Source organism: Micromonospora sp. NPDC048170 (assembly GCF_040652795.1).
Lineage (GTDB): Bacteria > Actinomycetota > Actinomycetes > Mycobacteriales > Micromonosporaceae > Micromonospora.
Genome location: NZ_JBEZMR010000002.1, coordinates 1 through 11,552 on the forward strand (window position 1 = coordinate 1; position 11,552 = coordinate 11,552).

Genomic DNA, 11,552 nt, shown 5'->3' on the forward strand with positions numbered 1-11,552 from the left:
AACAGCCCCACCGAGTCCCGGTCGCCACCGGCCAGGTTCCGCAGGGTGCTCTCCTGCATGGCGGTGGCGACCGCGATCACCCAGCCGCGGGCTGGCAGCCTGAGGCGGGCGCCGGCGGTGACGATCGCGACGGCGTTGCCGACCTGGTCGCTGTCCCAGTCACCGACCGGCGGCCACACGATCGGCGACACCGTCGGGGATCTCGACGTGGCGGGCGAGGCGGCCTGGGGGATGCATCCGGCGGTGGCGTTGCCGCCGAGGAATCCGCCGAGCCCGCCGGCGCAGAGGATGATCACAGCGATGAGCGCCACCGCCAGTGACAGCAGGCTTCGCAGCTTCATGCCGGCCTCTTGGTCTCGGCTGTGGGCGGGTGGGTGTGGCGTGCCCGCCTGGCAGTGGCGGTGGCGTGGGCGGGTGGTTGGCCGCAGTGGGGCGAGGCGGTTTCGTTCTTCTGGTGGTGCGGCCAGTCGAGGGGGTGGACACCGACTGGTTCGCCGTCGCCGCTGTGCACGATGACGGTGTTGTCGGCGGGGTTGATCAGGTAAATCCACGAGGCGGTGAGGTCACCGGCGCGGCTGAGCGGGAAGACGGTGGCCGGTTCGGGGTCGCTGTCGTCGAGCGTCATGCCGACGCCCGCGACCGGATGCTGGTCGGGCATGGAGGGTGTGCTGGTGGTGGTGTCGGGTCCGAGGTGGTCCCAGTCGTGGGCGAGGACCGCGTCGATGAGGAGGCTGGTGTCGCGGCGCGCGGCGTGGGCCCAGATGCCGCGCAGTTGCGGGATGAGCGATGAGGGGTAGCCGTCGAAGTGGACGTAGCGGGCGCGGACGATGCCCGGCTGGGTCGGGTCGGTCGTGCCGACGTAGCAGGGGGTTCCCACGGTCGTGTCTCCTTCGTCATTTCGGTTGATCGAGGTGTGGGGACGCGATGGCCGCGCGGTCGTGGTGGACTGCGCGGCCATCGGTGGTGGTTCGGTGTTGGGGTTAGCGGGTGGGGACGGCGACCTTCTCGCCGTGCAGCAACGGCGCGTCTTCTGGTCCCCCGAGGTGGACAGGGACCCAGTTCCTCTGCGCCTGCCCGTGCTTGTCGATGAGGCGGCGCCAGTGGCGGCGTACGACGAACCGGACGCGGGTGTGATGCACGATGCTGGCGCGTGCGGCGCGGCGACGGGTGGGCCTGTCTACGAATGCTGGGGCGGCGACGCTGATGGGTTGGGCCTGGATGCGCCAGAACCCGTAGGCGATCGCCGCGCAGACGCGGATGCGGGCGGTGGCGTCGGCGATCACGTACCGGCCGTCGGGTGCGGTCTCCCAGTCGCGGTCGGGCTCGTTGATGTCCGGGTGTGCGACGGCAGGCACGGGTGCCGCGATCGGTAGCAAGTTCATGTCCGTCATCACGTATGGGCCGAGGCGCGACAGCAGGATCGGGTCCTGGCGGGCGTAGCCCTGGATGCGGGTGGCGTGGGGATCCTCGGGGTCGTCCCGGTTGGCCCAGCCGCAGATCAGCCATGACCATCCGCGGGGGGAGGCGATGGTGGCCCAGGTGATCGCCGCGATGGCGCTGACCTGTCCGGCCAAGTTGCGGTCGTAGATCGGTTCGGGCAGGAAGAGCACGCCGCCGTCGGTGGGGGCGGCGTCGGCGGTGAGCAGGTCGCCGGTGAGGTCGAGGACTTCGGCAGCTGCGGCGACGACGGCGGTCATGGCGGGGGCGAGGACGTATGCCTCGCCCTGCGCCCACACCGCGCTGCTGGCGCGGTTGATGACGACGGTGAGCTTCTGGTGGGGATGCGCCTCGTCGCTGTGGTCTTCGGGACGGCTGGCGAGGAGGGTCTCGACGAACGCCTGGGTGTACTCGCCGCCTGCGGTGCTCGTGCAGTACTCGTGTATGCGGGTCTTCATCTCGACGACGGCTCGGGCGTAGCCGACGAGAGTGGTTTCGGTGCGGAAGCTCATGCTCTCTCCTGATGGGTCGGATGGCGTGGGATCGTTGTGGCCTGGGATGGGCCGCCCTATGCGGCGTACGCGGCGGTGAGGGTCGCGCCGGGGATCCGGCGGGGCAACCGCTGCGGGATCCGCGATCGCAGGCGCGTGGCGGTGGCGGCGAGACCGGCGGTGAACCAGCCGACGAACCCACCAGCATCGCGCACCGGCCGCTGAGGTACGCGCTCGCGGTTGACCACCTGCTGCGGTCGGTGTGCCGGTGGCGTGGCTCGCGCGGCACGCATCGCCCGCTGTGCCTTTCTGGCGGGCTCGCATGGCCCGGCCTGGTCGGGACACTGCAGGTTGGCGCACCGGTCGCCGGGTCCGGGCTGGTGGGCGGTGAGGACATCGACGGCGAGCCGCCACAGCAGGGGGTCGGTGACATCGCGGGGCAGCAGGGCCCGGTGCGATGGGCGGATTCGGCGGCGCGCAGATGACATCGGGGGTGACCTTTCGTCGGGTTCCGGGCAGGGGTCACTGACCGGCTCGGCGCGGTGATGCCCCTGGTGGCCGGCGCGGACAATGACCGGCTTGATCGACGCTCTTCTCTCGATGAAGGTCAAGTCGTCTGCCACGGGGTGTGGCCGTAAGCACGGGCTCGACCGGCGGGGCGAGGTCAGGTGGGTGCGCTCGGGTCGACGCGAGGTCGACGTTCAGGAGGTCGTTGGTGTGGATTGGTCGGGCCGGTGGGTGGATGCGACGAGGTACGCCAGCCCGGGGCGGGTAGCCTGCGCGTCGTCGGTGTCGTACTGCTCGTCGATGAAGACCACGGGCTGCTGTTCGCCGCGTACTCTTGTGATCTGGTAGCCGCGGCGGTCGACGTCGACCGCGTCGATGCGGCGAATCTCGTACAGTCCGTCGGCCTCGACGAGGACGTCCTCGTAGCAGACGGCCCAGGCCACCAGCCGCAGTCCCGGTGTGGGATCGGCGAGGAGGTCCGCTATCCGGCTGATGTCGACGCAGGCGGCCAGCGTGGGCCTAGCGACCGGCCGGTCGGGTTCCAGCGCGGCGGCGAGGTCCGGCAGGAATTCGGCGAGCCCGGCGCGGTAGCGGCCCATACGGCGGTCGTTGACCGGTAGATGCGTGACGCGCATGTGGCGTCGTGCGCGCTGGGATGCGGTGGGGGCCGGCTGATCCTGCACGAGCAGCAGCAGAGGTGAGCGGCCCCAGTCGGCGAGGCCGACGCTGGCCTCGATGTCCAGCAGGCACCCGGTCAGGGTGCGCATGGCGTTGAACGACATCACGGTGTCGGCTCCTTGGAGGTACGCGAAGCCCCGCAGGCCGGGCGGCCTGCGGGGCTTCAGGTCACGTGTGAAGGGATTAGTGCTGGGCGTGTTACCGCAGGTCCCGGTAGCGGGTGACAGGTCCCGGGGGTGTGGCGTGGCCCGGGTCGTGAGCCCGTACGCCGCAGCGCTTGCGTTTGGCCACGTACATGGCCTGGTCGGCGGCGTGCAGGAGCTCGCGGGCCAGCATGCCCGGTGCGGCGATGGCGTAGCCGACGCTGGCGGTGACGAACACCTGCTGGCCGGCGATCTCGTAGGGCAGCTTCGAGATGCGCCGGTGGGCCGCCTGGGCGGCGGTCTCGACCTCGGTGTCGTCGCCGTGCACGACGAGGGCGAACTCGTCGCCGGCCAGGTGCGCGGCCAGGGCTACCGACGGCCCGAGGGCGCTCAGACGCAGTCCGACCTCGTGCAGCAGGTCGTTGCCGTTCTCGTGGCCGTGGGTGTCATTGACCTGCTTGAACCGGTCGAGGTCGATGAGGACGAGCCCGAGCGGTTCCCCGAGGGAGAACGTGGCCTCGAGATGGGTCCGCAGGGCCCGCCGGTTCGGCAGGCCGGTCGTGTCGTTGTGCGTGGCCAGGTGGTGCCAGTGGGACCGGTCGCGGTCGCGGGCGGCCAGCGCCTGTCGCTGGTGGTAGATGACCTGCCGCTGCCGCACGAGTAGTGCCGCCGCGGCGGCGAGACCGGCGAGGACTCCGCCGGCCGCGGTGAGGTAGGAGTTCAGGTGAGACACTGGATGTCGCTCCTTTGCGTGAAGGAGCACCGGGGTGGGCGTGGTTCCGCCAAGTTCGACGCCCGCCCCGGGCTACCGGATGAACGGGTCAGTTGGTTTCCGGGGCGAGTTGGAAGGCGGCCGGCTTCTCTACGACCTGGACGGCGACACCGTCGGCGATGAGCTTGTGCACGGCGTTGACGACGGCGCCCGCGCTGGCCTTGGCCGAGCCGCTGCCTTCGTTGGCCTGGTCGATGGCCTTGCACAACTGGCTGGTCTTGAACGGCTGCTCGGGGTGGGCTTCGAGGACGTCGCGGATGGCCCCGCGCAGGCTGCCCTTGGGCCGGCGTGGCTTTTCACCACGGGATGCGCTCGGATCCTCGGCGGGGTTGCTGGGCACAGTGGAGTGGTCGCTGCCTGCCGGGTCCGGGCGGAGTGCGGGCGCTGCCTCACCAGTCGTGTCCACGGCGACCGGGGCTTCGGCGTCGGCCGGGGTGGACGCGTCACCCTCGGCTTCGGTGGCGGTCGGTTCGCTGGTGGTGCTCACCGCCTGGGGTGGCGGGTTCTGTGAGGGTGACTCGGCCGCGTCGCTGTCCGGCGTTGGCCGGCGAGCGTCGGGCGGGACGCTGGTTGACTTGTCGTCCGGTCCCGCCGCCACGGCGCCCATCTCCTCTGCGGGTGCGGGTGCCTCGCCCGACCGTTGGGCCTCGTTCGCGTCGGGGGTCGGTGTGGGTGCGGGGGGCGGGTCGCTGCTGGCGTCGGTCGTGGTGGCCGGCGGGTTGTCGCTGTCGGTGCTGGTCGCCGCGTTCGTGAGGTGCCGCCAGAGCGTGCGGCCGTCGTCGGCGCGGAAGGGTTCGGCCTGGCCGGTTTCCTCCAGGGTGCGAAGTCGCTTGGTGGCCGTCGAGTAGCCGACGCCGGCGCGCTGCGCGATGGCGGCGGCCGTTTCCTGGCCGAGTTCCGCCAGAGCGGCGGCGACCTTGTCGAGAGCGCTGGGCGCCGCGGTCTGGTCGGTGGTGTTGTCCATCTGTCCTCCTGTGGCTGCTGTTGGATCTGCCTGGATGTGGCGTGCACTGATGAACGCTTCGACGGCGCCTCGTGATCAAGTGCGGTGACCGGATCTCGCCGACGCCGTCGACGCTCGCGGGGTCTTTCGGACCCCCGTGCTGGTGGGCGGGGCGGCTACGGCCGGCCGAAGACGCGGTCGCAGCGGCTCGGGTCGACCGGTAGCCAGGGCAGGCCCCAGCCGATCCGGTACCGCCCACCGGTGGGCTCTACGAGGTGGACGCCGCCGCCGAGAGACACCGGGCGGGCGACGGTGAGGGTGTGCCCATCGAAGTCGACGGTGCGCCAGTCACCGCCGACGTAGGTGGCCATCGCGGCGAACGTCTGGGCGAGGGCGGTCACGGCCTCGTGGTCGAGGGCGAGCTCGACGCTGCCGTTCCACCAACCGATCACTGTCGCGAGGTAGCCCTCGTAGTAGCGGCGGAAGCCGGGAACAGGTTCGTAGCGCAGCCACCGGCCGGAGAACACGGCCGTGCTGCCCCGAGGCGGCGCGTAGTCAGCAGTGGACATCGACCACCGCCACCGACCACCCGGCCAGGTTGAACCGGACATTCTGCGGTTGGGATCGGCCGGGGTACCGCAGGTCTTCAGCGTCGATTGCCACTGGGATTGTCGTCGTTGCCATCAGGAGGGGTCCCTTCATGAGGTAAGGACGCATGCCCCGACTCGGGCATGGCGCGGGGCAGCGGTGCAGTGCGGCGGGGAGGAAGCGCAGGACCGGAAGCAGCTGTGTGCTGGCGCTCCTGTCGTGGTCAGGGAAAGTCACCGCCGATGACGACTGCGAAGTGCACGCCCTCATCGGGGGCGTCCTCGGGCGGGTCCTCTTGGCCGTAGGCGCAGCGGCAATTCCTCCGCTCGCACTCTTCGGTGATGTCCCACAGGTCGACGAAGTCGATGGGGACACGCTCGCCGCCGATGTCGATCAGGACGCGGTCGTGCACGGCAGGGTTGCCGCTGTGGCGGCGGATGATGTCGCTGAGCAACTCGACGAGCTGTTCGGCGTTGGGTGCGGGGTAGACCATCAGCGGGTCCTTTCGATGATCGCCCCGGGCACGGCCGCTCGGCTGTGCCCGGGTGCGGGGTGGTCACGGGTGTTCGGCCGGGCACACCGGCAGCGGCGGTGGAGCCTCGGTCGTGGCACCCCGGGCAGCGCCTGCGGGATCTGACCGTTCGCTCGTTGCGGCTTGGTCCGCGGCAAGTGGCAGGGTCAGTGCGCCGCAGTGGTGTAGGGAAAGAGGCGGCGCGTGACGCGGCAGGCCCACCCGTCCGGGCTGGCCCACATCGGTGATCCGCAGCAGGACGGTGGCTGCCGGTCAGGTGTGGCGCTCAGCGTCGTCACCGGGTGGTGGTAGTGCCGCCAGGGGCTGAAACCGAGGCTCTCCGCGGCGGTCACGCTGCTGTAGATCTGGGCCGCGCATGTCGCCGCCGGCCATGCGACGACGCAGCTCATCCCACCAGCGGGCCGGGTCGTCGCGCAGTAACGGCGGCCGATCGTCGCGGTAGCGCTGCCCGGACAAGGTCTCGTGGGCCCAGTCGTTGAGTGCCAGACCCATTCGCACCTTCCGCAGTTCCTCACCGCAGCGGCAGGCGTAGCGCTGCTCGCGCCAGGCAGTCAGGTCACCCTCGGGACGGCAGGCGGGCCGGGGCAACGACCGGGTACGGGCTCTGGACATTGATATCGCTCCTCTCTCTGGGACGACCCGGGCACGGCCATACGGCCTTGCCCGGGTGCGCGGTGATCGCGCGTGTTCGGCCGGGCGTCGGCCGGATGGCGTGGTGCGGGATGTCCGCGAGCGGATTGGAGCGCTCAGCGGCACCGATCGACGCGGGAGCGTGGGCGCCTTGGGGCGGGTGCTCCTGCTGTGGGGCCGACCTACTCGGCGTGCAGAATCACGACGGCCCGGTGGAAGAGCCGCTCGGCGAGGCTTTCCAGCGGCGTCGGGGTGGTGCTGCGGGACGGCGTGGCCGGGTGCCAGGTCGAGGCTGGCTCGTCTGCGAGATTCGTCCAGGTCAGCCCGGGGGTGAGCACTTCGACGAGGGCGTAGCTCTGGCGTTGGTAGGAGTCGCGGTGGATGCGTGCCCGCAGTCGGTGGCCGTCGTCGGTTCGGCGGATCTCGCTGAGGTCGTAGCCTGCGTTGTGCGCTGCGAAGCTGCGGTCGACCAGCGTCGTCGCGTGAGGTGTGGCGTCGCCTCCGCCGGGGTGGGCGCTGCCGCTGGTCACTGTTGGTTCTCCTGGTGGTCGGTGCCGGCGGCGGTGTAGGAGACGGCGGCGAGGTGGCTCGCGGCTACGCGCAGGGCGTCGATCGCGTCCCGCAGCGATGACCTCGTCAGGGCCACGTCGATCTCGTCGAGGCCGTCGCTCTCGCTGCCGCGTGGACTGTCGACGAGGTGTCGCAGTCCGCTGATCAGGGTGTGGGTGAGGTACGTCAGGGAGATGGCGAGGTCGGCGAGGTCCTGCGGGGCGGGGATGGCGACGGAGCGGGCCGGGCCGAGGCAGTTCGACAGGTAGGTGGCGAGGGTCGCGGTGATCCGCGCGGCGGTGTGGGTCAGCTCTGGGCTGAAGGCGGCCTCGTCGTCGAAGGCCGACCCGATCAGCTCGGCCAGGTGCGCGGGAGACAGTTCGAGCTGCTCCTGCGTAACGTCCGGGCTCGTCGGCCCGCGACGCTCGGTCTTCGCGGGTATCGCCCACAGCCGCAGCCGGCGGGCAAGGCCGCGCAGTAACGCCACGATTCTGGGCCTGCCGGTGGCGTGGACCTCGGGGGATTCCGCCAGGTCAGTCGGCCCGGTCGACGTGGCTATGGTCAGGGCGGCGACCTTACGGGCGCTGGACCAGGCGGCGCCTGACGCCTGTGCCGACTGGGCAGACCAGTCGGCGGCGTCCTGCAACCAGGTGTGGATGTCGTCGACGGCGTCGATGACCTCGCTGCGCATCTCGCTGTCGTCGAGGCTGGTGAGGTGTGCCTGGCGGGCCTGGTCGAGGAAATGGGACCCGGTCTGTACGTGCACCCGGGCGAGCAGCCGGGTGGTGCGGTGTAAGTGTCCGATCAGGGACGCGGCGTCGGAGGACGTCGGTAGGGCCAGCTGTGCGCTGAACGGCCCGGTGGTCGTGTGCAGCCATCGGCTGAGGTGCTCGGCTGCGGTGATGGCGCTGCCCAGCCGGGCGGGGTCGCAGGGACCGTCGATCGCGAACAGGCGGCTCATCGTGTCGAGCCAGCTGCTGGTCTCGCTATCGACCGGGAGCCAGTCCTCGATGAAGGCGACCTGGGAGCTGCCGTCGGCAGCCGCGCAGATGGGGCTGTTGTCCGCCAGATGCCACCACGGGGCGCCGCCGCTGCGGTAGGCGCTGGTCCAGTCCGTGGCGGGCTGGTCTGCCACCGGCTCGTTGCAGACGGGGCAGATCGGAAGTTGGATCATGGTGCGGGGTCCCTTCAGGCAGGGTGATGACGGCGACCAGGGGTTGGTCGCCGACAGCTTTGTGAGGTGCGACAGGGTTGGGTGATCGGCGCTCGCCGGATTCGGGGCCGTGCTGGTCGCGGAAGAGGGAAAGGGCGGCCGTCTCGCCGGCCGGTAGCGCAGTCGGCGCCCCCGCCTGGGGCGGCCGGCAGGCTGAGGCAAGATGCGGCGCCTCGGCCAGGTGAGTGGCTGGCACATGAGGCGGTCGCGAGGATGATGATCAGGGCGTTGCGGCCAGTGCGCGCTGCGGCGCGGAGCTGCGCGATGAGGTGCGCGCCTGGCCGGGTAACGGGAGAGCGGTCAGCAGGTCGGCGCCGGCTCACTGCGGCCGAGGTGCCCGGCGAGCTGCAGGAGATCGGTGCGCTCGCACCGCAAGACCGAGTTCATGCTGGGCGATCCCTGCCGGGGGTGGGCAGGCGTGGGGTGGTTGGCGGAGCCGACCGGGCAGCAGCGCGCATCCTTCGGGTACAGGGATGGCGGCTGCTGGCCCGATCGATTCCGGAAGGTGTCAGTACGGGGCGTGCAAGCGCCCGCGGCCGACACCGGGGATGACGGTGTCGTCAATGTAGTCGACGACGAAGGTGCTCCAGCCGGCGTCCACGCCGGACTGGATTAGGTGCAGCAGGTTGTGCTCCGGCCCGTGCAGCGGAATGTCGCCGAGACGGCCCGGGCGCAGCCGTCGGTATCGCTTGCCGGTGAGCTCGCCGGCGAGCACCGGTGTCTCCTGCCAACCCAGAAGGCTGGAGGTGACGGGCCGCAGGCGGTGGTTCTCGCCCGCGTAAGTGCTGGTGCCGGTCAGGTAGATCTGGTGGAACTCGTCGTGCATCACCCGCAACGCGGGTGGTGCCGGGTGGGATGCCTCGCGGCTCGCCGCGCTGTGACGCTGGGCGCGGACGCAGGCGTCGGCGAGTTGCTCGACCTCGTCGAGCAGGAACATGACGCGGCCCATCGGGGGTGCCTCCTTCCTGTCCGGCGGGGTCAGAGCGCGACCGCGAGCAGTCGCTGGTCGGGGTCGATGGCGGCGAACAGGCGGTTGGCCTGTTCGAGGTAGGTCACCCGGTCGGCCATGGCGTCGCTGGCCGGGGCCAGCTTCGCCCCCTCGGCGGTGATCAGCGCGTCGCCCGCGACCGCGGTCAGGGCGCTGTGGTGCTGGTAGGCCATGCAGCCGGCCTGGTACATCTCCAGTTCGTTGAGGCCGATCTGCCCGGCGCCGTAGGTGGCGGCGTTGTGCATCCGGATCGCGTTGACCCGGGGCTGGTTGTTGAAGTCCGCGACGGCCTTGTCCCACGGGTACTGTTGCGGGTCCGCCAGGTGGCGGGCCTCGTAGACGTGCCACGCGGTGGCGTTGCGGGTGCCGTGCACGACCCGGCTGAACAGTTGGTGGCGGATGCCCGCCCCCAGGCCAGCGGCGTGGCGCATGCCGTCGAGGTCGAGCAGTTTCGCTGGTCCGCCGGCGCAGGAGGCCGGGCGGCCCTTGCGCAGGCTGATGATCTGCCGGTGCTGCCAGAGGCGCAGGGCGGGCGTGGCCCAGAACTGGGCCGACAGGGTGCCCTGGACACCGAAGTTGCGGTCGAGCTGGTGCGCGGTGAGCGCCTCGCGGGGCAGCTCGTCCGGGATGCAGAGGATCATGGTGCGGATGGTGGCCTTCGGCGTGACGGCCGGAGTGTGGGTGGCCTTGCGGGGGCTCTTGCCCATGGGTGTCCTCCTTCGGGTGGGCGCGTCAGGGCGCGCGGAAATGACCGGCCCACTGAGTGCGTGGGTCGGTTGCGGAAGAGGTGTGGTGCGGGTTGGTGCGGTGCGACCTGGGGCCGCCGCGCGGCGCGGCGCCGACCGGCCCGGGGTGGGGCGGGTGGGCGTGGCGCACCGGGTAGGTGCGGCGGTGGTTCCGAGGTGGGACCAGACCGGGGTGGAGATATATGAGGTGGTGTTAGTGCCGTGAACGGTAGCGACCTGTTCTGTCAGGCCGATCCGACGAGTTGATCGCCGAAAAGTGGGGTTGACCTGCGCTGTGAGACATTCCGGCTCACGGCGGCCCGGCGCCGGCGCCGACGCTGTGAGATTTCACGACTCTCACAGATGATCTTGTTTGCTGACAGACGCCGACAGTGGTCGGCCTGCCGGAGGTGCGCGCTCTGGCAGGTCAGCGCGCTGACCTGCGGTGTGATTTCTACAGGTGGTCGAAGCGCTGCGGGTTGGTCACGGTGTCGGGGCCGTGATCGCAAGGCAGCTCGTGCAGGTACCGCCGGTGGGTGGGATCCGACACGAGAGTCCAGACCCGACCTGCCGGGTCCGGGCCGTGGACCGCAGTCGCGATCGGGCTGGCGCTGCGCAGTCCGGCGAGTACCCCGAGCAGGCTGGCCTCGCGGCGCCGGCTGGGGACCCAGAACAGCACGGGGTAGCGGGGGCCGAAGGTGGTGAGGCGCTCGTAACCGCGCAGCTTGGCCACAACCCGGGCGAGGTTCTCGGTGTCGTTGTCGTGCTCAAGGAAGAAGCCGGTCGAGGTGTCGCCGACGGTCCACACGCCGTGCCCGTCGGGGCGGATGCCCGCCTGGGCGTAGACGGTGGTGGCGTGCTGCTCGGACCACCAGCGCGACAGCAGGGCGTCGGGTGTGTGGCGGGCGGTGGCGATGAGGTCGGTGAAGAACTGGTTGACGCCGAGCAGGTGGTTGACCTGGCCGCTGGCGGCGATCCGCTTGGCCCGCTCCAGCGAGCTGCGCGGCGCCTTGCCGCCGGTGCCGTTCGGGTCGTGGTAGACGGTCGGGTGCAGTTGCAGTCCGACGGGGCCGAGGGTGTAGAGCAGGGACCCGAACCGGCCGTGGGCGCCGCTGCGGCCGAAGCGGTGCAGCACATCGAGGCGGTGCAGGATCGTCAGCCGCCGCTGGGCGGTGCGCCGGGCGTCGAAGAAGGCGTTGGTGATCTGGTCGGTGGACAGCAGGTAGTGCTCGGCGAGCAGGGCGAGCAGGGCGTGGTCGCGGGGGACGATGCGACCGAAGACCGCGAGCGGATCCGCGTTGCTGGAGGCGGGGGGAACACGGGAGTACACGACGTTTGCTCCTGGGCAGGATGGGG

General features: G+C 70.8%; 14 protein-coding genes and 1 pseudogene. All 15 read right to left on the reverse strand.

Going from position 1 to position 11,552, the window contains the following annotated elements:
- Positions 1-341 (reverse strand): annotated as a pseudogene (locus AB0D32_RS03465) (M23 family peptidase); the annotation flags it as partial.
- Positions 338-877 (reverse strand): hypothetical protein, encoded by a 540-nt coding sequence (locus AB0D32_RS03470; protein WP_357084240.1) that lies wholly within the window; start codon positions 875-877, stop codon positions 338-340. The pseudogene AB0D32_RS03465 and the gene AB0D32_RS03470, both read right to left, overlap by 4 nt.
- Before the next feature lie 103 nt (positions 878-980).
- Positions 981-1,949: a hypothetical protein gene (locus tag AB0D32_RS03475; RefSeq protein WP_357084243.1), complete on the reverse strand. Its 969-nt coding sequence runs from the start codon at positions 1,947-1,949 to the stop codon at positions 981-983.
- Positions 1,950-2,005: 56 nt separating this feature from the next.
- Positions 2,006-2,416 (reverse strand): hypothetical protein, encoded by a 411-nt coding sequence (locus AB0D32_RS03480; RefSeq protein ID WP_357084247.1) that lies wholly within the window; start codon positions 2,414-2,416, stop codon positions 2,006-2,008.
- 213 nt (positions 2,417-2,629) lie between these two features.
- On the reverse strand, positions 2,630-3,202 hold the full coding sequence (locus tag AB0D32_RS03485; protein WP_357084250.1) for a hypothetical protein: 573 nt from the start codon (positions 3,200-3,202) through the stop codon (positions 2,630-2,632).
- Between the two features lie 109 nt (positions 3,203-3,311).
- A complete protein-coding gene (locus tag AB0D32_RS03490) occupies positions 3,312-3,989 on the reverse strand; it encodes a GGDEF domain-containing protein (RefSeq protein ID WP_357084253.1) in 678 nt (225 codons plus the stop codon).
- Between the two features lie 88 nt (positions 3,990-4,077).
- The gene (locus AB0D32_RS03495; protein WP_357084256.1) at positions 4,078-4,992 is read right to left on the reverse strand and encodes a hypothetical protein; all 915 of its coding nucleotides are present in this window, start codon (positions 4,990-4,992) and stop codon (positions 4,078-4,080) included.
- Positions 4,993-5,147: 155 nt separating this feature from the next.
- Positions 5,148-5,540 carry a hypothetical protein gene (locus AB0D32_RS03500; RefSeq protein WP_357084259.1) on the reverse strand — a complete coding sequence of 131 codons (393 nt, stop codon included), beginning with the start codon at positions 5,538-5,540 and terminating at the stop codon, positions 5,148-5,150.
- A 242-nt stretch (positions 5,541-5,782) separates the two neighbouring features.
- Entirely contained in the window at positions 5,783-6,052 is a 270-nt protein-coding gene (locus AB0D32_RS03505; protein WP_357084262.1) for a hypothetical protein, read from the reverse strand.
- 291 nt (positions 6,053-6,343) lie between these two features.
- Complete coding sequence (locus AB0D32_RS03510) at positions 6,344-6,703, reverse strand: hypothetical protein (protein WP_357084265.1); 360 nt, start codon at positions 6,701-6,703, stop codon at positions 6,344-6,346.
- 200 nt (positions 6,704-6,903) lie between these two features.
- Positions 6,904-7,251 (reverse strand): hypothetical protein, encoded by a 348-nt coding sequence (locus AB0D32_RS03515; protein ID WP_357084268.1) that lies wholly within the window; start codon positions 7,249-7,251, stop codon positions 6,904-6,906.
- Positions 7,248-8,444, reverse strand: a complete 1,197-nt coding sequence (locus AB0D32_RS03520) for a hypothetical protein (protein ID WP_357084271.1) — start codon at positions 8,442-8,444, stop codon at positions 7,248-7,250. Before AB0D32_RS03520 ends, AB0D32_RS03515 begins: the two co-directional genes overlap by 4 nt.
- A 547-nt stretch (positions 8,445-8,991) precedes the next feature.
- Positions 8,992-9,432, reverse strand: a complete 441-nt coding sequence (locus tag AB0D32_RS03525; RefSeq protein ID WP_357084274.1) for a hypothetical protein — start codon at positions 9,430-9,432, stop codon at positions 8,992-8,994.
- A gap of 29 nt (positions 9,433-9,461) precedes the next feature.
- The gene (locus AB0D32_RS03530) at positions 9,462-10,178 is read right to left on the reverse strand and encodes a hypothetical protein (protein WP_357084277.1); all 717 of its coding nucleotides are present in this window, start codon (positions 10,176-10,178) and stop codon (positions 9,462-9,464) included.
- 472 nt (positions 10,179-10,650) lie between these two features.
- Positions 10,651-11,526, reverse strand: a complete 876-nt coding sequence (locus AB0D32_RS03535; RefSeq protein ID WP_357084280.1) for a replication-relaxation family protein — start codon at positions 11,524-11,526, stop codon at positions 10,651-10,653.
- Between the last annotated feature and the right edge of the window lie 26 nt (positions 11,527-11,552).

Bases quoted from the DNA above. Each gene is read 5' to 3' on its own strand.
- AB0D32_RS03530 (WP_357084277.1), bottom strand. From the start codon at position 10,178: ATGGGCAAGAGCCCCCGCAAGGCCACCCACACTCCGGCCGTCACGCCG.
- AB0D32_RS03485 (WP_357084250.1), bottom strand. From the start codon at position 3,202: ATGCGCACCCTGACCGGGTGCCTGCTGGACATCGAGGCCAGCGTCGGC.
- AB0D32_RS03500 (WP_357084259.1), bottom strand. From the start codon at position 5,540: ATGTCCACTGCTGACTACGCGCCGCCTCGGGGCAGCACGGCCGTGTTC.
- AB0D32_RS03525 (WP_357084274.1), bottom strand. From the start codon at position 9,432: ATGGGCCGCGTCATGTTCCTGCTCGACGAGGTCGAGCAACTCGCCGAC.
- AB0D32_RS03510 (WP_357084265.1), bottom strand. From the start codon at position 6,703: ATGTCCAGAGCCCGTACCCGGTCGTTGCCCCGGCCCGCCTGCCGTCCC.
- AB0D32_RS03480 (WP_357084247.1), bottom strand. From the start codon at position 2,416: ATGTCATCTGCGCGCCGCCGAATCCGCCCATCGCACCGGGCCCTGCTG.
- AB0D32_RS03475 (WP_357084243.1), bottom strand. From the start codon at position 1,949: ATGAGCTTCCGCACCGAAACCACTCTCGTCGGCTACGCCCGAGCCGTC.
- AB0D32_RS03520 (WP_357084271.1), bottom strand. From the start codon at position 8,444: ATGATCCAACTTCCGATCTGCCCCGTCTGCAACGAGCCGGTGGCAGAC.
- AB0D32_RS03505 (WP_357084262.1), bottom strand. From the start codon at position 6,052: ATGGTCTACCCCGCACCCAACGCCGAACAGCTCGTCGAGTTGCTCAGC.
- AB0D32_RS03495 (WP_357084256.1), bottom strand. From the start codon at position 4,992: ATGGACAACACCACCGACCAGACCGCGGCGCCCAGCGCTCTCGACAAG.